The 22995-nt window shown below is 67.0% G+C and carries 22 protein-coding genes and 2 pseudogenes; 19 read left to right on the forward strand and 5 right to left on the reverse strand.

The features are described 5' to 3' along the window. Positions 1 to 25 precede the first annotated feature (25 nt). Both rimM and trmD read left to right on the forward strand, forming a co-directional pair. A complete protein-coding gene (rimM, locus tag MKAN_RS23135; protein WP_023372310.1) occupies positions 26 to 559 on the forward strand; it encodes a ribosome maturation factor RimM in 534 nt (177 codons plus the stop codon). Between the two features lie 15 nt (positions 560 to 574). Next, complete coding sequence (gene trmD / locus MKAN_RS23140; RefSeq protein WP_023372311.1) at positions 575 to 1267, forward strand: tRNA (guanosine(37)-N1)-methyltransferase TrmD; 693 nt, start codon at positions 575 to 577, stop codon at positions 1265 to 1267. Between the two features lie 112 nt (positions 1268 to 1379). On the opposite strand, the gene MKAN_RS23145 is transcribed toward trmD, so the two are convergent. Next, positions 1380 to 2327 (reverse strand): serine hydrolase, encoded by a 948-nt coding sequence (locus MKAN_RS23145; RefSeq protein ID WP_023372312.1) that lies wholly within the window; start codon positions 2325 to 2327, stop codon positions 1380 to 1382. Positions 2328 to 2669: 342 nt separating this feature from the next. Here MKAN_RS23145 and rplS point away from each other — a divergent pair, with 342 nt between their 5' ends. From rplS to MKAN_RS23165, 4 genes and pseudogenes are all read left to right on the forward strand, one after another. Then, positions 2670 to 3011 (forward strand): 50S ribosomal protein L19, encoded by a 342-nt coding sequence (gene rplS / locus MKAN_RS23150; protein ID WP_023372313.1) that lies wholly within the window; start codon positions 2670 to 2672, stop codon positions 3009 to 3011. A gap of 79 nt (positions 3012 to 3090) precedes the next feature. Beyond that, positions 3091 to 3954, forward strand: a complete 864-nt coding sequence (gene lepB / locus MKAN_RS23155; protein WP_023372314.1) for a signal peptidase I — start codon at positions 3091 to 3093, stop codon at positions 3952 to 3954. A gap of 13 nt (positions 3955 to 3967) precedes the next feature. Further along, positions 3968 to 4736, forward strand: a pseudogene (locus MKAN_RS23160) (ribonuclease HII). An 81-nt stretch (positions 4737 to 4817) separates the two neighbouring features. Continuing rightward, positions 4818 to 5123 (forward strand): DUF2469 domain-containing protein, encoded by a 306-nt coding sequence (locus MKAN_RS23165; RefSeq protein ID WP_012393608.1) that lies wholly within the window; start codon positions 4818 to 4820, stop codon positions 5121 to 5123. Positions 5124 to 5175: 52 nt separating this feature from the next. Here the strand turns inward: MKAN_RS23165 and MKAN_RS23170 are convergent, their stop codons facing one another. Both MKAN_RS23170 and MKAN_RS23175 read right to left on the reverse strand, forming a co-directional pair. Further along, entirely contained in the window at positions 5176 to 5874 is a 699-nt protein-coding gene (locus MKAN_RS23170; protein ID WP_036391326.1) for a GAF and ANTAR domain-containing protein, read from the reverse strand. Between the two features lie 126 nt (positions 5875 to 6000). Beyond that, on the reverse strand, positions 6001 to 7359 hold the full coding sequence (locus MKAN_RS23175) for a WS/DGAT/MGAT family O-acyltransferase (RefSeq protein ID WP_023372317.1): 1359 nt from the start codon (positions 7357 to 7359) through the stop codon (positions 6001 to 6003). A gap of 117 nt (positions 7360 to 7476) precedes the next feature. Here MKAN_RS23175 and MKAN_RS23180 point away from each other — a divergent pair, with 117 nt between their 5' ends. The 8 genes from MKAN_RS23180 (at position 7477) to MKAN_RS23215 (ending at position 15565) form a co-directional block, all read left to right on the forward strand. Further along, the gene (locus MKAN_RS23180; RefSeq protein ID WP_023372318.1) at positions 7477 to 8457 is read left to right on the forward strand and encodes an NAD-dependent epimerase/dehydratase family protein; all 981 of its coding nucleotides are present in this window, start codon (positions 7477 to 7479) and stop codon (positions 8455 to 8457) included. Between the two features lie 97 nt (positions 8458 to 8554). After that, positions 8555 to 9376 carry a formate dehydrogenase accessory sulfurtransferase FdhD gene (fdhD, locus tag MKAN_RS23185; RefSeq protein WP_023372319.1) on the forward strand — a complete coding sequence of 274 codons (822 nt, stop codon included), beginning with the start codon at positions 8555 to 8557 and terminating at the stop codon, positions 9374 to 9376. A 119-nt stretch (positions 9377 to 9495) separates the two neighbouring features. Continuing rightward, on the forward strand, positions 9496 to 9873 hold the full coding sequence (locus MKAN_RS23190) for a YraN family protein (protein ID WP_023372320.1): 378 nt from the start codon (positions 9496 to 9498) through the stop codon (positions 9871 to 9873). After that, a complete protein-coding gene (locus tag MKAN_RS23195) occupies positions 9873 to 11384 on the forward strand; it encodes a YifB family Mg chelatase-like AAA ATPase (protein WP_023372321.1) in 1512 nt (503 codons plus the stop codon). Before MKAN_RS23190 ends, MKAN_RS23195 begins: the two co-directional genes overlap by 1 nt. Continuing rightward, positions 11381 to 12547 (forward strand): DNA-processing protein DprA, encoded by a 1167-nt coding sequence (gene dprA, locus MKAN_RS23200; protein ID WP_023372322.1) that lies wholly within the window; start codon positions 11381 to 11383, stop codon positions 12545 to 12547. The genes MKAN_RS23195 and dprA overlap by 4 nt, the downstream gene beginning before the upstream one ends. Positions 12548 to 12580: 33 nt before the next feature. Next, positions 12581 to 13429: a siderophore-interacting protein gene (locus MKAN_RS23205; protein ID WP_023372323.1), complete on the forward strand. Its 849-nt coding sequence runs from the start codon at positions 12581 to 12583 to the stop codon at positions 13427 to 13429. Positions 13430 to 13452: 23 nt separating this feature from the next. Further along, on the forward strand, positions 13453 to 14625 hold the full coding sequence (locus tag MKAN_RS23210; RefSeq protein WP_023372324.1) for a lactate 2-monooxygenase: 1173 nt from the start codon (positions 13453 to 13455) through the stop codon (positions 14623 to 14625). Between the two features lie 31 nt (positions 14626 to 14656). Then, positions 14657 to 15565: a tyrosine recombinase XerC gene (locus MKAN_RS23215; RefSeq protein WP_023372325.1), complete on the forward strand. Its 909-nt coding sequence runs from the start codon at positions 14657 to 14659 to the stop codon at positions 15563 to 15565. A gap of 215 nt (positions 15566 to 15780) precedes the next feature. Here the strand turns inward: MKAN_RS23215 and MKAN_RS23220 are convergent. Continuing rightward, positions 15781 to 16302: pseudogene (locus tag MKAN_RS23220) on the reverse strand (M23 family metallopeptidase); the annotation flags it as partial. A gap of 246 nt (positions 16303 to 16548) precedes the next feature. On the opposite strand from MKAN_RS23220, the gene rpsB reads away from it, so the two are divergent. The 5 genes from rpsB to MKAN_RS23245 all read left to right on the forward strand — a co-directional run bounded on the left by rpsB (position 16549) and on the right by MKAN_RS23245 (position 20816). Then, positions 16549 to 17394 carry a 30S ribosomal protein S2 gene (gene rpsB, locus MKAN_RS23225; protein ID WP_023372327.1) on the forward strand — a complete coding sequence of 282 codons (846 nt, stop codon included), beginning with the start codon at positions 16549 to 16551 and terminating at the stop codon, positions 17392 to 17394. Between the two features lie 12 nt (positions 17395 to 17406). Then, a complete protein-coding gene (tsf, locus tag MKAN_RS23230; protein WP_023372328.1) occupies positions 17407 to 18222 on the forward strand; it encodes a translation elongation factor Ts in 816 nt (271 codons plus the stop codon). 9 nt (positions 18223 to 18231) lie between these two features. Further along, complete coding sequence (locus MKAN_RS23235; RefSeq protein ID WP_023372329.1) at positions 18232 to 19641, forward strand: amidase; 1410 nt, start codon at positions 18232 to 18234, stop codon at positions 19639 to 19641. A gap of 206 nt (positions 19642 to 19847) precedes the next feature. Further along, the gene (locus MKAN_RS23240; RefSeq protein WP_023372330.1) at positions 19848 to 20384 is read left to right on the forward strand and encodes a DUF1360 domain-containing protein; all 537 of its coding nucleotides are present in this window, start codon (positions 19848 to 19850) and stop codon (positions 20382 to 20384) included. Between the two features lie 18 nt (positions 20385 to 20402). Next, complete coding sequence (locus tag MKAN_RS23245) at positions 20403 to 20816, forward strand: ChaB family protein (RefSeq protein ID WP_023372331.1); 414 nt, start codon at positions 20403 to 20405, stop codon at positions 20814 to 20816. A 645-nt stretch (positions 20817 to 21461) separates the two neighbouring features. Here the strand turns inward: MKAN_RS23245 and MKAN_RS23255 are convergent. Further along, on the reverse strand, positions 21462 to 22592 hold the full coding sequence (locus MKAN_RS23255; RefSeq protein WP_036391981.1) for a glycoside hydrolase 5 family protein: 1131 nt from the start codon (positions 22590 to 22592) through the stop codon (positions 21462 to 21464). Positions 22593 to 22995: the final 403 nt, after the last annotated feature.

Genomic DNA, 22995 nt, shown 5'->3' on the forward strand with positions numbered 1-22995 from the left:
CTGAGCCCATGCTCATGGAGCACCCATGGAGCTGGTAGTCGGGCGTGTGGTGAAGGCGCACGGCATCGGCGGCGAACTCGTCGTTGAAATCCGCACCGACGATCCGGACAACCGGTTCGCCCCCGGAACGCTGTTGCGCGCCAAGAGTTCCCGCGACCCGGGCCACGAGCGCAGCTATGTGATCGACAGCGTGCGCGACCATGGCGCGCGGCTCCTCGTGCGTTTGGTCGGCGTCACCGACCGTGATGCGGCCGACGCGCTGCGCGGCAGTGTGTTCGTCATCGACTCCGACGACCTGCCGCCGATCGAGGAGGCCGACACCTACTACGACCACCAGCTGGAGGGTCTGCGAGTCCGCACGGCGACGGGCCAGGACGTCGGTGTCGTCGCCGAGGTGCTGCACACCGCTGCCGGCGAACTGTTGGCGGTGCGGCCTGCGGATGGCAGCCAAGAGGGCGAGGTGTTGGTGCCGTTCGTCCGCGCCATCGTCACTTCCGTGTCGTTGGAGGACGGTGTTCTGCAGATCGATCCGCCCGACGGATTGCTGGATCTGAGCTAGCAGAGGCGTATCGACATGAAAATCGACATAGTTACGATCTTCCCTGGCTACCTGGACCCGCTGCGGCAGTCGTTGCCGGGCAAGGCAATTGCCTCAGGGCTGGTCGACTTGCAGGTACACGACCTACGGCGGTGGACCCACGACGTGCACCGCTCGGTGGACGATACGCCGTACGGCGGGGGCCCGGGAATGGTGATGAAGGCGCCGGTATGGGGTGCGGCGCTCGACGAAATATGTTCTGCTGAAACGCTTTTGGTAGTTCCCACGCCGGCTGGTGTGCTGTTCGACCAGGCCACCGCGCAACGTTGGAGCACTGAGCAGCATCTGGTGTTCGCCTGCGGCCGTTACGAGGGCATCGACCAGCGAGTCGTCGAGGACGCCGCCCGGCGGATGCGCGTGGCAGAGGTCTCGATCGGCGACTACGTACTACCCGGTGGGGAGTCGGCGGCCGTGGTCATGATCGAAACCGTGCTGCGGTTGCTGGCCGGAGTCCTGGGCAATCCCGATTCCGTCCAGCTTGATTCGCACTCGCCAGGTCTGGACGGGCTGCTGGAGGGCCCCAGCTACACCAGGCCACCGAGTTGGCGTGGTCTGGACGTGCCTGAGGTCCTGCTCTCCGGTGACCACGCCCGGATCGCCGCCTGGCGTCGGCAGGTCGCGCTACAACGCACTCGCGAGCGGCGACCCGAATTGGCCCCACCAGAATGAGACCCCACGGAGTTGAGGCTGCCGAGCAGCCGCAGACTCGCACACGGGAAGCCGGATCTGTGCGATTGTGTGTCTGCTCGCGCCCCACCGAGCGCCGGAGCGCCGGAGCGGATCAGATACGGCCGTTGGGGAAGATCGTCCTGACGGCTTGGGTGATGGTTTCGCGCGCAGTGGCCTCGTCGGAAGCTTGCAGCGACTCGATCACCATGATGTAGCGACGGTCAGAGCCCACGACACCGGTCGACAGGTGCATCCAGCTCGCCCCGATACAGCACATCCAGCCTTGTTTGACCGCGACCGGCTCCGCGTACAACCCGTCGGGAATGCCGAACCGCTGGGGGTAGCCGTCGACTCCGGTCGGGGTGGACCGGGCCAGGTCGTTCACGATGAACCCGGCGCGGTCCAGCGGCAGTCCACCCGTGCCGTCGAGCAGCATGTCGTAGTAGCGGATCAGGTCGGATGAGGTACTGATCGTGTTCCACCAGCGTCCGTCGCTGGGCGGCATGGTCGACGTCAGTCCATATCGGGCGGCGACTTGGGTGATGGTGGCGTCGCCGCCGAGCTGATTCCAGAACCTCTCGGCGGCGCCGTCGTCGGATGACCGCAACATGAGGTCCAGAGCCTGGTGATCGTCCGCTGTGAGGGCGAGTTTGCCCTGTGATTCCTGCAGGAGCAGCTGGTCGGCGATGAACAGCTTGGAGACCGAGGCGGTCGCGATGATGGAGGTGTTGCCGTTGGAGACCAGTTGCCGGGTCGCGCGATCGAGTACCGCGACCGACAAGGTGGCGCCCTTGGCGGCGGCCTCGTCGGTCGCCTGCTGGATGCGTTGCTGCACTCCGCTCAACCCGGCGCCGGGCAGCAGCGCATCCGGTGCGCCGGGCGGGGCGATCGCCCGCAACAACAGCTCGACGAGCTGCTGTTGCGGCTGGGCGGGGTAGTGGGACGCGCTGTGATCGGGCGTGCTGTATGCCTTCGCCTGCACCTTCGCCTCACAAGCCGCAACCACGACCAACGCCACCGCCGCCGCGGCGGTCAGCATCGTAAGCGGCCGTGCTCGCATCCTTCTCCTCTTGCATCTTCCGGCATCGCGAAGACGTGCAGGTGGGCGGCCGCATTGCCATGTGTCCGGGCATCACGCAAAAGTGCGGGTCCGACTCATGCGGTTTGACCCCGTTCATATGTACCATTCGCGGTGCTTGCGGACGGGTGTGAACCGCGGTGATTTCCTGTGATTTTCGTGGCACGGACGGCGTCTGGCACAATTGACCAGTTGTCCGCGCAGGCCGGGTGTACTCGCCTGCTGCGGCATACAGCCATAAGCCCGTATCCATCGGCTTGACAAGCGCCGCACGCCTGCGTGTCGGCCGTTCACCAGGCCGCGAACCGGAGGAAGTGTCTTTCCATGAACAGGCTGGACTTCGTCGACAAGGCGTCGCTGCGCGACGACATCCCGGCCTTCAGCCCGGGTGACACCATCAACGTGCACGTCAAGGTCATCGAGGGCGCCAAGGAGCGTATCCAGGTGTTCAAGGGCGTGGTGATCCGCCGGCAGGGCGGAGGTATCCGCGAGACGTTCACGGTGCGGAAGGAAAGCTACGGTGTCGGCGTCGAACGGACTTTCCCGGTGCATTCGCCGAACATCGACCACATCGAGGTGGTGACGCGCGGCGACGTTCGCCGCGCCAAGCTGTACTACTTACGCGAGCTGCGCGGCAAGAAGGCCAAGATCAAGGAGAAGCGCTGACCGGCGCCGGCGTGGTGACCGGGGCGGCCCCGACACGCCAGTCGCAAAGGACACGGCGTGTGCTGGCTACGCTGATCCCGTGACCGAAACCACGGACTCCCCGTCTGAGCGCGAGCCCGGCGCTGGTCAGCCGGAACCGAAGGCATCTGGCCCCGAATCTGACACCACCGGCGAGACAGCCCCGCCAGCCGGCGCGGCCGAGTCCGCAGAATCCGACAGCGGCGCATCCAAGCCGGCCAAGAAGTCGACGTTGCGGGAACTTGCCACTCTGACGGTGATCGCGGTGGTGCTCTACTACGTCATGTTGACGTTCGTGGCGCGTCCTTACCTGATTCCCTCGGAATCGATGGAGCCCACCCTGCACGGGTGTTCGACCTGCGTCGGCGACCGGATTCTGGTGGACAAGCTCACCTACCGCTTCAGCTCGCCCAAACCGGGCGACGTCATCGTCTTCAGGGGACCGCCCTCGTGGAACGTGGGTTACAAGTCGATTCGTTCGAGCAATACCCTCGTCCGCTGGGTGCAGAACGCGCTGTCGTTCATCGGTTTCGTGCCCCCCGACGAAAACGACCTGGTGAAGCGTGTCATCGCGGTCGGTGGGCAAACGGTCCAGTGCCGCTCTGACACCGGCTTGACGGTCAACGGCAAACCCCTCAAGGAGCCATACCTGGATCCGGCCACCATGATGGCCGACCCGTCGGTCTACCCCTGCCTGGGCAGCGAGTTCGGCCCGGTGACCGTTCCGCCCGGGCGACTGTGGGTCATGGGCGACAATCGGACCCATTCGGCGGATTCACGCGCTCATTGCCCGATGATGTGCACCGGGGATCCCACCGCGGGCACCGTGCCGATATCCAACGTGATCGGTAAGGCCCGCTTCATCGTGTGGCCGCCGTCGCGATGGGGTGTGGTGCGGTCGGTGAATCCGCAACAAGGGCAGTAGCCGTGGCCGGAGTATGAATAAGACCTGGCCACCACGGACGGTAATCCGCAAATCTGGGGGTTTGCGCACCCTGGAGTCTGCGCTGCACCGCAGCGGACTGGGTCCGGTGGCCGGAGTGGACGAGGTTGGGCGCGGCGCCTGCGCCGGCCCGCTGGTGGTGGCGGCGTGCGTGCTGGGCCCGAATCGCTTGGAAAGCCTTGCTGCCCTGGATGATTCGAAGAAGCTTACCGAGAAGGCTCGAGAGAAGCTGTTTCCGTTGATCTGCCGCTATGCCCTGGCCTACCACGTGGTGTTCATCCCGTCGGTCGAGGTCGACCGGCGCGGTGTGCACGTGGCCAACATCGAAGGCATGCGGCGCGCGGTGGCCGGGCTGGCGGTGCGACCCGGCTACGTGCTGAGCGACGGATTCCGAGTGCCCGGGTTGCCCATGCCGTCGCTGCCGGTGATCGGGGGCGACGCGGCGGCCGCGTGCATTGCCGCGGCCAGCGTGCTGGCGAAGGTCAGCAGAGACCGACTGATGGTCGCGATGGACGCGCAGTACCCGGGATACGGTTTCGCCGAACATAAGGGCTATAGCACGCCCGCGCACACCCTCGCGCTGGCCCGGCTGGGTCCTTGCCCGGAGCATCGTTACTCCTTTATCAACGTCCGCCGGGTTGCGGACGGATCGGATGTCCGGGTGGTGGCCGAGTGCGATCCGGGCCCTCCGGCAGAGCGCGGCGAAGTCCGGTGAGGAAAGATGGTGCGCGAGTTCCCGCCCGGCGACGTTATGCGCCGTGTAGCACTCAGGGCTCGGCGGGACCCTGGGCCGGGAAGTCAGGCATATTGGCTGGGAGAAGGACGTCTGAGCAGATGAGTGGCAGATGAGTGCAGAGGATCTCGAAAAGTACGAAACCGAGATGGAGCTCTCGCTGTACCGCGAATACAAGGACATCGTCGGCCAGTTCAGCTACGTCGTGGAAACGGAGCGACGCTTTTACCTGGCGAACAGCGTGGAGATGGTGCCGCGTAACGCCGACGGCGAGGTGTATTTCGAGCTGCGGCTGGCCGACGCCTGGGTATGGGATATGTACCGGCCCGCCCGGTTCGTCAAGCAGGTACGGGTGGTCACCTTCAAGGACGTCAACATCGAGGAAGTCGAGAAGCCTGAGCTGCGGTTGCCCGAATAACCGCTGAATAACAGCAGTGTGGCCGCGCGGCTGATCGGCAGAGGGCTGCTGATTACTGATCGTGGGGCGGCAGCTGGCCCCGGTTCTCGATGACCTTGCGCGCCACGTCCGCCAATTTGATATTCAGGCTTTGGGAATGCCGGCGCAGTACGTCGAACGCGTGGTCCTCGGTCATGTCGTGCAGCAACATCAGCATGCCAACCGCCTTGCCGATTTCCCGGTTGCTGAGCAACCCTCGGCGCAGGCTGGCGGCGTCTTCGCCGTGGGCGATGGCGTTGACGGCCACACTGGCGAACGAGGCCAGCACTGCCGCTCGCCCGGCGGATTCGGTGTCGAAGCGGTTGGGGGCGTCGGCGAACAGGTTGAGCGCGGCGGCTTTGCGTTTGTCGATTTGCAGCCGGAAGCCCATGGCGCCGCGCACCGGCGTATCGGCGACCAGGGCGGCCGCGAACTTGGGCCACTGGCTGGGCGTGGTCAGGTCCGTTTCGATCTGCGGGGTTTCTTCCTCGATGGCGTCGATGCACGGGCCGTCGCCGGCGCGCCGTTCGATTTCGTCGATGCGCTGTGCCAGCCGGTCGCTGGCGCCGACCGTGACGTAGCGGTCATTGGTCTTCACCAGCATGCTGGCGTGGTCGCAGCCGGGAACGATCAAGGTCGCCGCGACACAGATGGCGGCGTAGATCTCGGACGGATTTGCTCCTTGATAGATGATCTCGGCCAGCGCGGAGAAGACGGTGGCCGGATCGGCCATCGTCCCGCCCGGTGTCGAGCCCTGGGAGCTGCGCTTCGGTGTGCCCGCCACGTCCCTCCCTCACTTCAGCTGCCGGGACCGTCGCCCCGACGTGCTGGCCGTACACTACCGGCCACGGTTATGTGCTCAAGCGCCGACAGCACGTTCCAACTCTTTCAGCGATGTTTCCAGGTGGCCCAGCATGCGCTGCAGATGTGGCACGCTGCGTCTGCACCCGACGAGCCCGAAGTCCAGATTACCGGCGTTGTTGGTGACCGTGATGTTCATCGCCTGACCGTCGAGCGCGATGGACAACGGATAATTGCCGACCAGCTGTGCGCCCCGCCAATACAGTGGGTCGGCGGCACCCGGCACATTCGAAATGACGATGTTGAACGGTGGCGGAGCGGTGGCAACGAAGCCGGGAATCAGTCCGAAGACCAGACCGCCGGTGAGAAAAACCGACAATGCCAACTGCTGGACGCGGGGCAGCTGGCTGAACACTTCCTTGTTGTCGCGCATCGACTGGTTGATGGCGTACAGGCGCACCGCCGGGTCCTCGACATGGGTGCTGAGGTTGCACAAGACCGTGCCCACCATGTTTCCGCCGCGCTCGGCGTCGCCTTCCTTTCGAAGGCTCACCGGGACCATGGCGATCAGCGGCGCGTCGGGCAGCGCGCGCTGGTCAATCAGGTAGGCGCGCAGGGCGCCGGCCGACATGGCCAGCACGACGTCGTTGACGGTCACGTTGGCGGCGTTCTTCACCGCCTTGATTCGATCCAGCGACCATGACTGTGCGGCAACCCGCCGCGCTCCGCCGATCCGGACGTTGAACATGGTCTTGGGAGCCCGGAACGGCAGCGTGAGTTGCTGCTCGAGCAAGCCGGCACGCGCCAATGACAGCGTCGACGGCGCCAGGGCCGCCGCCGATCCGACCGTCTGGGTGAGCAGCCGAAGCGGTGAAGATTTCCGGCCGGTGCTGGTGCGTTCTCGCGGCTTGAGCGTCCACGGCACCCGGATCTCGTCGTCGTCGGGGTCTGTGGTCAATGCCCGCTGCATCAATTTCTGCGCCGACACACCGTCCTGTAGCGAATGGTGGAATTTGACGAAGACCGCGTAGCGGCCGTCGTTGAGGCCTTCCACCAGGTGTGCTTCCCAGAGCGGCCGGTGCCGGTCGAGCAGGCTGCCGTGCAGCCGCGAGGCCAGCTCCAGCAGCTCGCGTACCCGGCCCGGCCGAGGCAGCGCGGACCGGCGGAAGTGGTAGTCGAGTTCGACGTTCTTGTCGAAAGTCCACGCGAGGTTGGTGACAGCGCTGAAGAACGCGGGATGCTTGCGGAACATCGGCTGGACATCGGTGCAATCGAGCATGGCTTCATAGGCTTCGGTCACGAAATTTTCGTCAGCATGTTCGGGCGGTTGGAAGAGTTGCAGGGCGCCGACGTGCATCGGATGTTCGCGTGATTCGCCGAGCAGGAACATCGAATCGGTCGGTGTTATCAGCTTCATGTCCGTCTCCCGCGGTAGGCCGGTACAAGCGGGATAGCCACCCGCAGCGTGTGGCACACATTAGTCGGACCCGGTCGAAGCGTTTGGGCGCCGGCGTCGCGGGGGAATCCAAGGTCAATGGGAGTTACCGTCGCCGTTACCGGGCCGACCGGAGAGATCGGCATCTCGGCGGTGACGGCGCTCGAGCGCGAACCGGCGGTGGAGAAGATTGTCGGGATGGCGCGCCGTCCGTTCGACCCGACGGTGCACGGGTGGACGAAAACCGTTTATCAGCAGGGCGACATCCTGGATCGCGACATGGTAGACGCGTTGGTCGCACAGGCCGACGTGGTAGTCCACCTGGCGTTCATCATCATGGGCTCACGCGCGGAGAGTACCCGGGTCAACCTGGAGGGCACCCGAAACGTGTTCGCGGCCACGGTTGCCGCGCGGCGGCCACGGCGGCTGGTATATACGTCCTCGGTAGCCGCGTACGGCTACCACTCCGACAACCCGGTACCGCTGACCGAGGACACGCCCGCCCGCGGATCGCCCGAGCACTACTACTCCGAACAGAAGGCGACCTGCGAGGCCGAACTGGCCGAAATCACCAAAGGCTCGTCGCTGCAAGTGTTCGTCCTGCGGCCATGCATCGTCGCCGGACCCGAGGCTCACGCGTTGGCCGAGGCGATGCCGTGCAACCAGCTGCCGGCCCCGGTGCGGGCCTTGAGCAAGGCGCTGCCGATGTTGAAGCCGATCGTGCCCGATCCCGGTTTTCCGTTGCAGCTGGTGCACCACGACGACGTCGCGGCCGCTATTGCGCTGGCCGCCACCGCTCCGGTACCGCCGGGGGCATACAACATCGCCGCCGATGGCACGGTGACGGTGACCGACGTGGCCAAGGCGCTGGGCGGGCGCCCGGTAAGGGTGCCCGCCGCCGCGGCATCGGCGGCATCGGCGGCAATTTCTCGACTGCCGGTGGTTCCGTCCATGCTCGAATGGCTACATGTGGCACGCACTTCGGTGGTGATGGACACCACCAAGGCCAAGCGGGATCTCGGTTGGCGCCCCACGCACTCGTCGGCGGAGACCTTGGCGGCGCTGGCTTCCGCAGTCTGACGCCGGTCGGCCGGCGCGACGGCCGGCGCGTGATCGGGTACGTTGAGCCCGTGTTTGCGCGCTGGACCGCTGCGTCGGCGGGACCTGAAATGGCCCGGTGCGGCGCGTAACGGCACGCCGGCGGGTTAGGCACCTCGCCGCCGATCAAGTGAGCACCCGACCGGACACCCTGGTGGTCGAGGAGCCGCTGGAGATCCGCGTCGACGGTGCGCCCGTGACGGTCACCATGCGCACGCCCGGCTCGGATTTCGAACTGGCCCAAGGGTTTTTGCTTACCGAAGGGGTGATCGCCGGTCGTGACGACGTGCTGACGGTTCGTTACTGCGACGGCCGCGGCGCGGACGGGACCAACACCTACAACGTTGTTGACGTGACACTGGCACCCGGCGTCGGCCGGCCCGACCTCGACGTCACCCGCAACTTCTACACCACCTCGTCCTGCGGGGTGTGCGGCAAGGCGTCCCTGGAAGCGGTGCGGCTGATCAGTCGGTTCGCTCCGGGTGAGGATTCCGCCACCGTCACCGTCGCGACCCTGAAGGAGATGCCCGGCCGACTTCGCGCCGCCCAAAAAGTGTTCGCCAGCACCGGCGGGCTGCACGCCGCGGCGTTGTTCGGCGTGGACGGCACCATCTTTGCCGTGCGCGAGGACATCGGCCGGCACAACGCCGTCGACAAGGTCATCGGTTGGGCACTGCAACAGGACCGGGTGCCGCTGGCGGCGTCGGCGCTGCTGGTCAGCGGCCGCGCGTCGTTCGAGCTGACCCAGAAGGCGGTGATGGCCGGGATTCCGGTGCTGGCCGCGGTTTCGGCGCCGTCGTCGCTGGCGGTTTCGCTGGCCGAGGAGTCCGGGATCACGCTGGTGGCATTCCTGCGGGAGGACTCGATGAACGTCTACACCCGCCCCGACCGCATCACTTAGCTGGATGTGATCGGCGTCCTTGGGGATGAGCGCGCGACTGTGGATAACTGCGCCGTTCCTGGCTGCCGCGGGGTCCGGCGCCGCCCCGGCTGTCGGGACGGGCCTGCAGATTGACCGGCATGACGACGCAGAGGACTTTGACGCGGGCCCAGCTTGGGGCGCTGGGTGAGCAACTGGCGGTGGACCATCTGACCGGCCTGGGATTGCGGATCTTGAACCGCAACTGGCGCTGCCGATACGGCGAACTCGATGTGATCGCCTGCGATCCGGGCGCCCGATCGGTGGTGTTTGTCGAAGTCAAGACCCGCACCGGCGACGGCTATGGCGGGTTGGCGCACGCGGTGACCGAGCCGAAGGTTCGTCGGCTGCGTCGGCTGGCCGGGCTGTGGTTGGCCGGGCAGGACCAACGCTGGGCAGCGGTCCGCATCGATGTGATCGGCGTGCGCATCGGCCGGCGGCGGGTACCCGAGCTCACCCACCTCAAGGGGATCGGCTGATGGCGCTGGGACGTGCGTTTTCGGTGGCGGTGTGCGCACTGGACGGCCAAATTGTGGAGATCGAAGCCGACATCACCTCAGGGCTACCCGGTGTTCATCTGGTCGGGCTGCCCGACGCGGCCTTGCAGGAGTCGCGCAACCGGGTCCGTGCCGCCGTCACCAATTGCAGCAACAGCTGGCCTCAGGCGCGGCTGACGCTTGCCCTGTCGCCGGCGACGCTGCCGAAGATGGGATCGGTCTACGACCTGGCCCTGGCGGCCGCGGTGCTGTCGGCGCAGCGCAAGAATCCATGGCACCGCTTGGAGAAGACAGTGCTGTTGGGGGAGTTGTCGCTGGATGGTCGGGTCCGGGCGGTGCGTGGCGTGCTGCCTGCTGTGCTGGCCGCCAAGCGCGACGGCTGGCCGGTCGTCGTCGTTCCGGCGGACAACCTCGCGGAGGCCAGCTTGGTGGAAGGTATCGACGTGCGGGGTGTCCATACCCTGGGCCAACTGCAGAGCTGGCTGAACGGTTCAGCCGGTTTGGGCGACCGGCTCGCGCCGGCAGCCACTGTCGAGGAGCGATCGGCTGATCTGGCCGATGTCGTGGGCCAATCGCAAGCGCGGTTCGCGGTCGAGGTGGCGGCGGCCGGCGGCCACCACGTCATGTTGACCGGCCCGCCTGGAGTGGGCAAAACCATGCTGGCGCAACGTCTTCCGGGACTGCTGCCACCGTTGTCGGAAAGCGAGTCGCTGGAGGTCACCGCGATCCACTCGGTGGCCGGCCTGCTGTCCGGGAACACGCCGTTGATCACCCGGCCGCCGTTTGTGGCGCCGCATCACAGTTCCAGCGTCGCGGCCCTTGTCGGCGGGGGTTCGGGGATGGCCCGTCCGGGAGCGGTGAGCCGGGCCCATCGTGGCGTGTTGTTCTTGGACGAGTGCGCCGAGATCAGCGTCAGCGCGCTGGAGGCGCTGCGAACCCCCTTGGAGGACGGCGAGATTCGCCTTGCTCGGCGCGACGGCGTGGCGTGTTACCCAGCCCGGTTTCAACTCGTGCTGGCTGCCAACCCGTGCCCGTGTGCGCCGGCGGATCCAGCGGACTGCATCTGCGCGGCCGCCGTCAAGAGGCGTTACCTGGGGAAGCTGTCGGGACCATTGCTGGACCGGGTGGACCTGAGGGTGCAGATGCATCCGGTGCGGGCGGGGGCGATGTCGGCCGTCGACGGGGAGCCGACCTCGCAGGTTCGCGGTCGCGTGGCGTCCGCTCGAGACGCCGCCGCGCAGCGGTGGCGACCGCATGGCTTTGCCACCAACGCCGAGGTCAGCGGACCGTTGCTGCGGCGCAAATTCCGCCCCGGCAATGCGGCGATGGAGCCACTGCGCAAGGCCCTGGATCGTGGACTGCTGAGCATTCGCGGCGTGGATCGCACGTTGCGGGTCGCGTGGAGTTTGGCGGACTTGGCCGGCCGGGTCTCGCCGAGCCTCGAGGATGTCGCCACCGCGCTGAGCTTTCGGCAACCGGGAGTCTCGCGATGACCGCAGTGGCCGACGTGCTGGCAGCCTGGGCCTACCTGTCCCGAGTGGCAGAGCCGCCCTGTGCGGAACTCGCCGCCCTGGTGCGCCGTGTCGGCCCGCTGGAGGCGGCAGATCGGGTGCGGCGCGGGCAAGTCGACGGCGACTTGGCGCGCCACACCCAGGCCAGGCGCGGAATCGACCGGGCGGCGGCAGACCTCGACCTGCTCATGCGACGCGGCGGACGACTGATCACGCCCGACGACGACGAATGGCCGGTGCTCGCTTTTGCCGCGTTCGGTGGCTCTGCAGCACGCGCCAAGCCGTACAGCGGTGCGCCGATGGTGTTGTGGGCGCGGGGCCCCGCGCGCCTTGACGAGGTGGTGTCACGCGGTGCCGCTATCGTCGGAACCCGGGCCGCGACTGCCTACGGCGAGCACATCGCGGCAGATCTGGCCGCTGGACTGGCCGAGCATGACGTTGCCGTCATCTCCGGCGGAGCGTACGGCATCGACGGCGCAGCCCACCGCGCAGCGCTCAATTGCGACGGCACCACCGTCGCCGTACTGGCCGGTGGGATCGACGTCCCTTATCCGGCTGGGCATTCGTCGCTGCTGCACCGCATCGGCGAGCATGGGCTGCTGATCACCGAATACCCGCCTGGTGTGCGTCCGGCCCGGTACCGGTTTCTGACCCGCAACCGGCTGGTGGCAGCCGTCGCGGGTGCGGCGGTGGTGGTGGAAGCGGGCCTGCGCAGCGGTGCGGCCAATACCGCGGCCTGGGCCCGGGCGTTGGGCCGTGCGGTGGGGGCGGTCCCGGGGTCGGTGACGTCGTCGGCTTCGGCCGGCTGCCATGTGCTGCTGCGTGACGGCGCGGAATTGATCACCCGAGCTGACGACATTGTCGAGCTGGTCGGTCACATGGGTGAGCTGGCCGCCGAACAGCCGCGGCCCGGCACGCTCTTCGACGGCCTGAGCGAGGCCGAACGTCGGGTGTACGAAGCGTTGCCCGGCCGTGGCGCCGCAACTGTCGACGAGATCGCCGCCGCTTCGGGGCTGCTGCCGGAGCAGGTGCTTGGACAGCTGGCAATCCTCGAGGTGACCGGGCTGGCTCGGCGCGACGACGGCCGGTGGCGCATCGTCCGTGCCGATCGGGCCCGGGCGGGTTTCTCAGGCCGGCTCGTATAGTCGACAAAGGGTCGGGTTTGGACAGGAGGATACGTGGCAGGTCGACCACTGCACACCTTCGACGTCGTTGGCACCCGGCAACTCGCGCCGCACCTGGTCCGGGTGCGGCTCGGCGGCAGCGGCTTCGACACATTCGTTCCCAACGATTTCACCGACTCCTACGTCAAGCTGGTGTTCGTCGCCGACGATGTCGATGTCGCGGAACTGCCCCGGCCGCTGACCCTGGACAGCTTTGCCGGCCTCCCGCCCGCCAAGCAGCCCTCGGTACGCACCATGACCGTCCGCCGAGTCGACACCGCGGCGCGCGAAATCGCGATCGACATCGTGATGCACGGCGAACACGGGGTGGCCGGCCCATGGGCGGCTGCGGTTGCACCCGGTCAGCAGATGTACCTGATGGGGCCGGGCGGCGCTTACGCACCCGATCCGGCCGCCGACTGGCATCTGCTGGCCGGCGACGAATCCGCGCTACCAGCCATCGCCGCCGCGCTGGAGACGTTGCCCGCCAAAGCGGTTGGCCAGGCATTCATCGAAGTGGCCGGCCCCGACGACGAGATCGAATTGATTTCACCGCAGTCGGTCGACGTGCACTGGGTCTACCGCGGCGGTCGCGCGGATCTGGTTCCCGAGGACCGTGCGGGCGATCACGCACCACTGATCGAGGCGGTTACCACCGCGCAGTGGCTGCCAGGTCAGGTTCAGGTGTTCATCCATGGTGAGGCGCAAGCCGTCATGCACAACTTGCGGCCCTACATCCGCAAAGAGCGCGGCGTGGAAGCCAAATGGGCGTCATCGATCTCCGGTTACTGGCGGCGCGGACGCACCGAAGAAACTTTCCGACAATGGAAGAAGGAACTGGCTGAGGCCGAAGCGGGCAACTGAACGCCGGCTGGCATTCTCATCCCATGGCATACCGGCCCCACTTCGGTGACTACCAGAACGAGATCTATTTCCAGGGCCTGGCCGGGGTGGTGCCGCCGCTGCCGATGGTGTTCGCGGAGCTGGAGGCCAAGGCGGGGGTGGCACTACCGCCGTCGGTGTGGTCCTACGTCGCCGGGGGAGCGGGCGACGAGCGCACCCAGCGGGCTAACCGCGAGGCTTTCGACCGCTGGGGTTTGGTGCCGCGCATGTTCGTCGGCGCCGCCACACGCGACCTGTCCACCGAACTGTTCGGCCTGACCTTGGCGTCGCCGCTGTTCATGGCACCAATCGGGGTCATCGGGTTGTGCGCCCAGGACGGCCACGGCGACCTGGCCACTGCACGTGCGGCCGCCCGCACCGGCGTACCGATGGTCGCCTCGACTCTCACGGTCGACCCCTTGGAAGACGTCGCCGCCGCGTTCGGTGATACGCCCGGGTTCTTTCAGCTGTACACACCGACCGACCGCGAGTTGGCTGCCAGCCTGGTACGCCGCGCCGAAGCGGCTGGTTTCAAAGGCATCGTCGTCACCCTCGACACCTGGGTCACCGGCTGGCGGCCGCGCGACCTCAGCACGGCGAACTTCCCGCAGCTGCGCGGTCACTGCCTTGCCAACTACACCAGCGACCCGGTTTTCCGCGCCAGCCTGCCGCGCCCGCCGGAAGAGGACCGGCAGGGTGCGGTGCTGCGCTGGGCGCAGGTCTTCGGACAGCCGCTTTGCTGGGACGACCTCAGCTGGCTGCGTTCGCTGACCGAACTTCCACTGATCGTCAAGGGCATCTGCCACCCCGACGACGCCCGGCGCGCCAAGGACGGCGGCGTCGACGGCATCTACTGCTCCAACCACGGCGGTCGGCAAGCCAACGGCGGCCTGCCTGCGCTGGACTGTTTGCCGGCCGTTGTCGAGGCCGCGGACGGGCTGCCGGTGCTGTTTGACTCCGGGATTCGCAGCGGCGCCGACGTCATCAAGGCGCTCGCGATGGGCGCGACCGCCGTCGGCGTCGGCCGCCCCTACGCCTATGGTCTGGCGCTGGGCGGAGTCGACGGCATCGTGCACGTTTTGCGCATGATGCTTGCCGAAGCCGACCTGATCATGGCCGTCGACGGCTACCCGACGCGCAAAGATCTCACCCCGGACACACTGCGGCGCGTCGACTGAATCGCGGCGCCGCGTCTGCGACGGTGGGGACGTGCCGGATAAGCACGACGCAATCCTCGAAGAGTTCGACGACTACCTGGCGCTGCAGTGCGGACGGTCGGCGCACACCCGCCGGGCATATCTGGGCGACTTGCGGTTGCTGTTCGCCTTTCTGGCCGACCGCGGGTCCGCCCTGGAAACGCTGAGCCTGCCGCTGCTGCGGGCATGGTTGGCCAGTGCATCCGGCGCGGGAGTCGCACGCACCACGTTGGCCCGGCGCACGTCCGCGGTCAAGGCATTCACGGCATGGGCGGTCCGGCGTGGATTGTTGACCGGCGATCCGGCCGCCCGGTTGCAGGTTCCGAAGGCGCACCGCACGTTGCCCGCCGTGCTGCGGCAGGATCAGGCGTTGGCGGCGATGACGGCCGCGAAGTCCGGCGCCGAGCAGGGTGATCCGCTGGCGTTGCGGGACAGGTTGATCGTCGAGTTGCTCTATGCCACCGGAATTCGGGTGAGCGAGCTGTGCGGTCTGGACATCGACGACGTCGACACCGGGCATCGGGTGGTGCGGGTGCTCGGTAAGGGCAACAAGCAGCGCACTGTGCCTTACGGACGGCCCGCTGCCGAGGCGTTGCAAGCCTGGCTGGCCGACGGCCGTCCCGCGCTCGTCACGGCCGAGTCTGGGCCGGCTCTACTGCTGGGCGCTCGGGGACGGCGGCTCGACGCGCGGCAGGCGCGCACTGTGGTGCACCAGACCGTCGCCGCGGTGAACGGCGCGCCTGATATAGGGCCGCACGGGCTGCGGCACAGTGCAGCCACACATCTCCTCGAAGGTGGTGCCGACCTGCGGGTTGTCCAGGAGTTGCTGGGCCATTCCAGTCTGGCCACCACGCAGCTCTATACCCATGTCGCGGTAAACCGGCTGCGGGCGGTGCACGATCAGGCCCATCCCCGGGCTTAGCCCTGCTGCTCCACACGCCGTGCGGCGGCGTGCGGAGCAGCAGGGCAATCCGGCCGAGCCCGGCTCCTCGGGACAGGCGGGCAGTCCGCATGTCGGTCCCAGGTCACGCCAATCACACCTGCCACAAGAGTGCCGCCGGAGTCGGAGACTCCTGTGGCTACTGCTACCGGTGTGGCGTTTGTCGACTGCTTGCCGCGAACATCAAAAACTCAGCCTGTCAGCGGCTTGAGCCTTATCGGTGTTGATTTCACCAACCCCAGCGGGTCGACGTAGTCGGCACGCGAAGCCGGGCCCCACATGGCACCCCAATGCAGGCACGCCTGCCCAGTGCACCCGGGATGGCCGGCCAGCACGGTCCCCAGCACCGTTTGCGCCGTCACCAGCTGCCCGGCCCGGACCGTCGCGTGCACCGGTTCGTAGCTGGTATGCAAGCCGCCCGGATGAGCCAGTGAAACGACCGGCCGCCCAGCCAGCAACCCGGCGAAGACCACCGTCGCGCTGCCGGGCGCGTACACGGGCTGACCGGGAGCAGCCGCCAGGTCCACACCGCGGTGTCCGGGATGCCAATTCGGCGCGGGCGCGTCATAGCCGCGTACCACGGCGGGAGCCGGCCGAAGCGGCCATTGCAGCCGAAAATCGTCTGCGACTGCCGGCGAAGCACTGGCCAGCGTCCAGCACAGGATCAGTGCCAACCGTCGCACCGGCTCAGTGAAGCGCCACGCCAACCGCGGCACCAGTCACCGGCGGAGGTTCTGGGGAGTACTCCCCGGCTGGGGAAAGCCATGAGCCCACGGGGTGTAAACTGCTCGTCGCAGCTCGTCTTTCGCGGGCTGACTTCGCGCGTCTGCACCGCGACTCCCGTTGTTCAGGAATTCGCGCCGCGTGCCGGGCGGTCCCGTAACAGGGTCCGGCATCGCAGCAGCCGCCAGGGCCCGGCTTCACCCGATGCCGGGCGAACAACCGACAACAAAGGAATACCGGCAATGGCCGTAGTCACCATGAAGCAGCTGCTTGACAGCGGCACCCACTTCGGGCATCAGACCCGTCGCTGGAACCCCAAGATGAAGCGGTTCATCTTCACCGACCGCAACGGCATCTACATCATCGACCTGCAGCAGACCCTGACGTTCATCGACAAGGCGTACGAGTTCGTCAAAGAGACCGTCGCACACGGCGGCACGGTGCTGTTTGTCGGCACCAAGAAGCAGGCGCAGGAGTCCGTCGCCGCCGAAGCCACTCGCGTCGGCATGCCGTACGTCAACCAGCGCTGGCTGGGCGGCATGCTCACCAACTTCTCCACGGTGCACAAGCGGCTGCAGCGCCTCAAGGAACTCGAGGCGATGGAGCAGACCGGCGGCTTCGAGGGCCGCACCAAGAAGGAAATCCTGGGCCTGACCCGGGAGAAGAACAAGCTGGAGCGGTCCCTCGGCGGTATCCGCGACATGTCCAAGGTGCCGTCGGCGATCTGGGTCGTCGACACCAACAAGGAACACATCGCCGTCGGTGAGGCCCGCAAACTGGGCATCCCGGTGATCGCGATCCTGGACACCAACTGCGACCCCGACGAGGTCGACTATCCGATCCCGGGCAACGACGACGCGATCCGTTCGGCCGCGCTGCTGACCAAGGTGATCGCCTCCGCGGTGGCCGAGGGCCTGCAAGCGCGCGCCGGGCTGGGCCGCGGCGACGGCAAGCCGGAGGCCGAAACCGCCGAGCCGCTGGCCGAATGGGAGCAGGAGCTGCTGGCGGCGGCGACAACTCCGGTGACGGCCGGGGCTGGCGACCCGACGGCCGAAACCCCCACCGAATCAACCACTGACCCCTCATAGGAAGGCTGATCATTGGCGAACTTCACCGCTGCCGATGTCAAGCGGCTTCGGGAGCTCACCGGTTCCGGCATGCTGGACTGCAAGAACGCGCTGGCCGAAGCCGACGGCGACTTCGACAAGGCCGTCGAGGCGCTCCGGATCAAAGGCGCCAAGGACGTCGGCAAACGCGCCGAGCGAGCCACCGCCGAAGGCTTGGTCGCGGCGAAGGAGGGCGTGCTCATCGAGCTGAATTGCGAGACTGACTTCGTCGCCAAGAACGCGGAATTCCAGGCGTTGGCCGATCAGATCGTGGCGGCGGCCGTGTCGTCGAAAGCTGCCGACGTCGACGCGCTCAAGGCGGTTCAAGCGGGTGACAAGAACGTCGAGCAGGCGATCGGCGAGCTGTCGGCCAAGATCGGCGAGAAGCTCGAATTGCGCCGCGTGGCGAACTTCGACGGCACTGTCGAGACCTACCTGCACCGGCGTTCGGCCGATCTGCCGCCCGCGGTAGGTGTGCTGGTGGAGTACCAGGGTGGGGACAAAGATGCCGCTCATGCCGTCGCGCTGCAGATAGCCGCGCTCAAGGCGCGCTACCTGTCGCGCGACGATGTGCCCGAGGACGTCGTGGCCACCGAACGCCGCATCGCCGAGGAGACCGCGAAGGCGGAGGGCAAACCGGAGCAAGCGCTGCCCAAGATCGTCGAAGGCCGGCTGACCGGTTTCTTCAAGGACGCCGTCCTGCTCGAGCAGCCATCGGTGTCCGACAGCAAGAAGTCGGTCAAGGCTCTGCTGGACGAAGCCGGGGTCACGGTGACCCGGTTCGTCCGTTTCGAGGTGGGTCAGGCTTAGCAACAGCCCATGACCCGCATACACGCTTTCGGTGACGACGCGCTGGGCGATCTCGATGCCGTCGCCCTCGCCGAGGCCATCCGATGCGGTCAGGTGCACCGGGCCGAGCTGGCCGAGGCAGCGATCGCGCGAAGCCAAGCCGTCAACCCAAAGCTCAATGCCGTGGCGTACGAGGCCTTCGGCATGGCGCGCGACGCGGCCCGGCGCGGGATGGCCGACGGCTATTTCGGCGGCGTGCCCAGCTATATCAAGGACAACGTCGACGTCAGCGGGCTGCCGACGATGCGGGGCACCGATGCGTGGACGCCGCACCGGGCGGACAACGACAGCGAGATCACCCGACTCCTGCTGTCCACCGGTCTCATCGCGCTGGGCAAGACGCAGATGTCGGAGTTCGGGTTCAGCGCCGCCGCCGAACACCCGCGGCTGGGACCCGTCCGTAACCCCTGGCACACCGACTACACGGCGGGCGCCTCGTCATCGGGGTCGGGAGCGTTGGTCGCCGCCGGGGTGGTACCCATTGCGCACGCCAACGACGGCGGCGGCTCCATCCGCATTCCAGCCTCCTGCAACGGCCTGGTGGGGCTCAAGCCGTCGCGCGGCCGGCTGCCGCTGGACCCACAGTTGCGGCGGCTGCCGATACGCATCGTCGCAAACGGGGTGCTGACCCGGTCGGTGCGCGACACCGCCGCTTTCTATCGCGAGGCCGAGCGCCTGTGGCGCCCGCCCAAGCTGCCTCCGGTGGGCGATGTGACCAGCCCGGGTAAGCGACGACTGAAGATCGCAGTGATCACGCGCTCGATTCACGTGGAGGCGAGCCCTGAGGTGCGTGAACTCACGCTGAAGTCGGCTGCTTTGCTCGAAGAGCTCGGTCACCATGTCGAGCAGGTGGACCAGCCGCCGGTCCCGTCCAGTTTCACCGACGACTTTGTGCTGTATTGGGGACTGATGGCGCTGGCGCAGGTGCGCTCCGGTCGGCTCACGTTCGGCAAGACGTTCGACCGGACCCGGCTGGACAGCTTGACTCTGGGTCTGGCCCGTAATGCCCGGCGCAATTTTCATCTGCTCCCGGCCGCGATCGTTCGGTTGCGCGGAGTCCGGCGGCACACCGCGCAATTATTCGGTACCTACGACGCTGTGCTCACGCCTACCCTCGCCGATGCGCCGCCGCGCGTCGGCTATCTCGCTCCCACCGACTATCAGCAGGTCATGGACCGGATGGCCAATTGGGTGGCATATACACCGCTGCAAAACGTCACCGGGGAGCCGGCGATTTCGCTGCCGATGGCCCAGTCCGCCAGCGGGCTGCCGGTGGGCATGATGCTGTCAGCCGACCTGGGGCGGGAAGACCGGCTGCTGGAGCTGGCCTATGAACTCGAAGAGGCTCGCCCCTGGGTGCGGATCCACGCCTCCAAATAACTGAGGAACCAGGGCGGAGCGACGCCCGAGCCCACGTCAGTCCGGCGAGTATGTGAATCACCCGACCCATGCCGGCTCAGCGTCCGGCCTGCGGATGATCAGTGCGGCCGAAAGCGCGCGTCCGCTGTTCCGCACCCCATCGGTGGGATTGCCAGGCCCCGACTCGGGGTAATCGACGTCCAGATCCCAACCGTTGAGGAGCGATTGTGGGCGATGCGACCGAAGTCACCACCGCTGTGGCCGAGCGGGCACGGCGGACGGCCGACACCTATCGCGGCGACAATCCGCGTCCACTTGGCGGCTACCTGATGGTCCTCGCCATCTACGGTGTGGTGGTCGCGCTTACCGCCGTTGTCGCCGCGGCCACCGGTAAAAGGCTGCCAAGGCGCTGGCGGGCGCAGGATCTATTCACGGTCACCGTCGGTACCCACAAGTTGTCCCGTTCGCTGACCAAAGATGCGGTCACCAGCCCGTTGCGGGCGCCCTTTGCCCGCTACGCCGGTACCGGTGGTCCCGCCGAGGTGCGCGAGGATGTCCGGGACGACGGCGCGCTGCGGCACAGCCTCGGAGAGCTGTTGACCTGCCCCTTCTGTCTGGACATGTGGGTGGCCACCGCCCTGGTGATCGGGCTGATCTTCGCGCCGAGGTTCACCCGTTTGGTCGCGGGCACTTTCACCGCGCTGGCCGGCGCCGACTTCCTGCAGCTGGCCTACGCGACGGCCCAGCAGGCAGCCGAGGGCTGAGGAAAAGGAGGAGATCCAATGCCGAAGACGACCAAGGGCGGCAAGCCGAAGAAGAGTGAGTTGCCCAGCACGTTGCAGCGCTCCAACGCCAAGGCGCAACGCACGTTCGCCAAAGCCCACGACGCCGCCGCCGAGGAGTACGGCAGCGAGCAACGCGCCCACCGGGTGGCCTACGCCGCCCTCAAGCACAGCTTCGAAAAAGTCGGCGACCATTGGGAGCCCAAGAAGAAGAAGGGCCCGTCGGATGAACTCGCCAAGGGCGGTGGGCCGCGCAACACCGGCCGCTCGGCGGAGGGTGTAGACGCCAACGCCAGCAAGAGACACCTACTCGACGTCGCGCGGCGGCTCGATGTGCACGGCAGGTCGACGATGACCAAGTCTGAGCTGGTCGACGCGATCAAGAAGCACAATCGCCGTGTCCGGGGCAAGTAAGTGGTTGCCCCAGTTTCTCGGTGAGACCGGCCTCTGGTGGGTGTTGACCGCCGGTGTCTGGCTGGCCACACTGAGCGCGCGCACGCCAGCGGAATTGGCGGTGCTGGCGGGGTGCATGCTGCCGGTCGCGGTGCTGGCGCGATCGGCGCGGCGCACGAACGCCGGCCGCTGGCGGTTCCGGATCGGCTGGCTGGTTGGCGACGGCGGCGCGCGACATGCTGCCACAGGCCGTTGGCGTGTGGGCGCATCGGTTCACCTCGCGTTCCGCGACCATCAGGGCCGCACTTGTCGTGGTGGCCGTGACGCTGGTCGGCGTCAGCGGAAGCGTGGTCGCGCTACGTGCTGGCTCATGCCGGCGCCAAGTCGGCGTCGTTCTTGATCGTGGGGATTCTGTTGGACCGTCACCAGACGGGTGGACGAGTTGGAGTTGTCCGGACGTGGCCGCGGCCGGTGGCAGCTGGCTGGGCTGTACCTGCTTGCCGCGCTGGCGCTGGCCGGGTTGCCGCCGTTCGGCACCGCGTTGGGAAAGTTGTTGTGCGAGGAAGCAAGCGGCTCACTCCGGCCATGTCGGCGACTACGTTGCCTGGATGTGCGCCGCCGTGACCCTGCTCGGCGCCGTCTTGGGCCTGCAGGTGCTGTGACGCGTCAGTTCATCCGATCGACTGCCGACATGATCCGAATTTCGCTGTCCTGGTAGGGCCGTCCGTCCGGATAGAGCAAGTCGTGGAACCACACCTTGGGGACCGTCGGGTAGGGGTGGTCCCAGGAGTCCCAGGGCAGGTAGGTCTGCGTCTTGCCGGCAACCAATCCCCAATTGAATGCTCCGACGTTGTACCGCTTGGCAATTGGCAGGATCCCGCCGATGGTGCTGCCCAGCGGACGGGCCAGATACTCGGTGCACAGGATGGGCCGGCGCAGCGGCAAAAGCTCAGCGATGCGGGATTCGAAGACAGCCGGGTTTCCATAACAATGGAATGTGACCACGTCGGCGTTGTCCAATTGAATGGCGCAGATCGTGCTGCGACGCCGCGGATTCGCCCACTGGCCGTGCCACACGCCGCTCGTCAGCGGTTGACTCGGGTCCACCGAGCGCGCCCACTGGAACACCTCCGGGAGTAGTTCTGCCACTCGTTCCTGCTTGTCCGCCCGTTCTACGGCCCGATATGGGCGGGCGGGATTGTCGGGCTCATTCCACAGGTCCCAACCCAATACCCGGTCATCGCTGCGGAATTGGCTCAGCACTCCGGTGACGTAGTCGTGCAGGACAGGGCGGTAGCCGCGGTCGTCGAGGTGCTCAGCGCCCGGGCTTTGCACCCAACCCGAATTGTGCACCCCGGGCCTGGGCTCTGGTTGCGGACCCGGATGGGGAAGCGGATCCCAGCAGGAGTCGAAGAAGACGAAAAGCGGCTTGATGTGATGGCGGGCGGCGATGGCGACGAACTGTGCGAGACGGCGCTGGAAGCCCCGATTGTCTTGGGCCCAAAGCTGATCGTGGAGAAACACGCGCACGCTGTTGAGCCCGCACAACCGAGCCCAGCGCAGTTCGGTATCGATTTGTTGGGGGGCAAAGGTCTCGGCCTGGAACATCTCGAGCTGATTGATTGCGTTCGAGGTGATGTAATTCGCGCCGACGAGCCGCTCTTGCGCCTGGTACCAGGTGTTGGCGCGGTCGGGTGACCACTGCCCTGCTCCAGCCGCGGATGCCCGGGGCGCATGAGCCAGGGCGAGACCCGCCAGCGACACCAGCGGCAGTGTGAGCACGGTTCGGCGCGGGATGGTGTGACCTCGACTTCTTGCAGGAATCACACTATCGGGCCCTTCATCGGATGCCGGTGGAAGTTGCCGTGTCGAACAGCTCTATCCCAGGTCTGGATACATCGGGCGGGCACGCCGGCACGCCCAGCCACCCACCGACCGAAGGGCTGTCCGCCCGTCGGTCGATGCCAGTTCATCAGCCGTTGCGTTGGCGCCGTTAGCATTTCCAGGTTATCGGTTTGGCGCCGTGCGCGGTGCCAAATGCAACGGGTTGGCAGCTGCCAGGCAGTTGACGTCGGTGGCGGTCGTCGACGGCGTTCTGCCATGGACTGACGTGCTCACTGACTGGTTCCCGCCGCCGAGTGCAGCGTTCCCGAATCCCTGTGTTGCCAAACGTGATTGGATGCGCGGGAGTGACGCGCGT

The sequence above is a fragment of the Mycobacterium kansasii ATCC 12478 genome (genome assembly GCF_000157895.3).
GTDB classification, from domain to species: Bacteria; Actinomycetota; Actinomycetes; order Mycobacteriales; family Mycobacteriaceae; genus Mycobacterium; species Mycobacterium kansasii.

Coding starts and splice junctions, on each gene's coding strand:
- MKAN_RS23165 (WP_012393608.1), top strand. CDS start 4,818: ATGAGTGCAGAGGATCTCGAAAAGTACGAAACCGAGATGGAGCTCTCG.
- MKAN_RS23195 (WP_023372321.1), top strand. CDS start 9,873: ATGGCGCTGGGACGTGCGTTTTCGGTGGCGGTGTGCGCACTGGACGGC.
- MKAN_RS23145 (WP_023372312.1), bottom strand. CDS start 2,327: ATGCGAGCACGGCCGCTTACGATGCTGACCGCCGCGGCGGCGGTGGCG.
- rimM (WP_023372310.1), top strand. CDS start 26: ATGGAGCTGGTAGTCGGGCGTGTGGTGAAGGCGCACGGCATCGGCGGC.
- rpsB (WP_023372327.1), top strand. CDS start 16,549: ATGGCCGTAGTCACCATGAAGCAGCTGCTTGACAGCGGCACCCACTTC.
- trmD (WP_023372311.1), top strand. CDS start 575: ATGAAAATCGACATAGTTACGATCTTCCCTGGCTACCTGGACCCGCTG.
- MKAN_RS23170 (WP_036391326.1), bottom strand. CDS start 5,874: ATGGCCGATCCGGCCACCGTCTTCTCCGCGCTGGCCGAGATCATCTAT.
- rplS (WP_023372313.1), top strand. CDS start 2,670: ATGAACAGGCTGGACTTCGTCGACAAGGCGTCGCTGCGCGACGACATC.
- MKAN_RS23175 (WP_023372317.1), bottom strand. CDS start 7,359: ATGAAGCTGATAACACCGACCGATTCGATGTTCCTGCTCGGCGAATCA.
- MKAN_RS23235 (WP_023372329.1), top strand. CDS start 18,232: ATGACCCGCATACACGCTTTCGGTGACGACGCGCTGGGCGATCTCGAT.
- dprA (WP_023372322.1), top strand. CDS start 11,381: ATGACCGCAGTGGCCGACGTGCTGGCAGCCTGGGCCTACCTGTCCCGA.
- MKAN_RS23180 (WP_023372318.1), top strand. CDS start 7,477: ATGGGAGTTACCGTCGCCGTTACCGGGCCGACCGGAGAGATCGGCATC.
- MKAN_RS23210 (WP_023372324.1), top strand. CDS start 13,453: ATGGCATACCGGCCCCACTTCGGTGACTACCAGAACGAGATCTATTTC.
- MKAN_RS23245 (WP_023372331.1), top strand. CDS start 20,403: ATGCCGAAGACGACCAAGGGCGGCAAGCCGAAGAAGAGTGAGTTGCCC.
- MKAN_RS23190 (WP_023372320.1), top strand. CDS start 9,496: ATGACGACGCAGAGGACTTTGACGCGGGCCCAGCTTGGGGCGCTGGGT.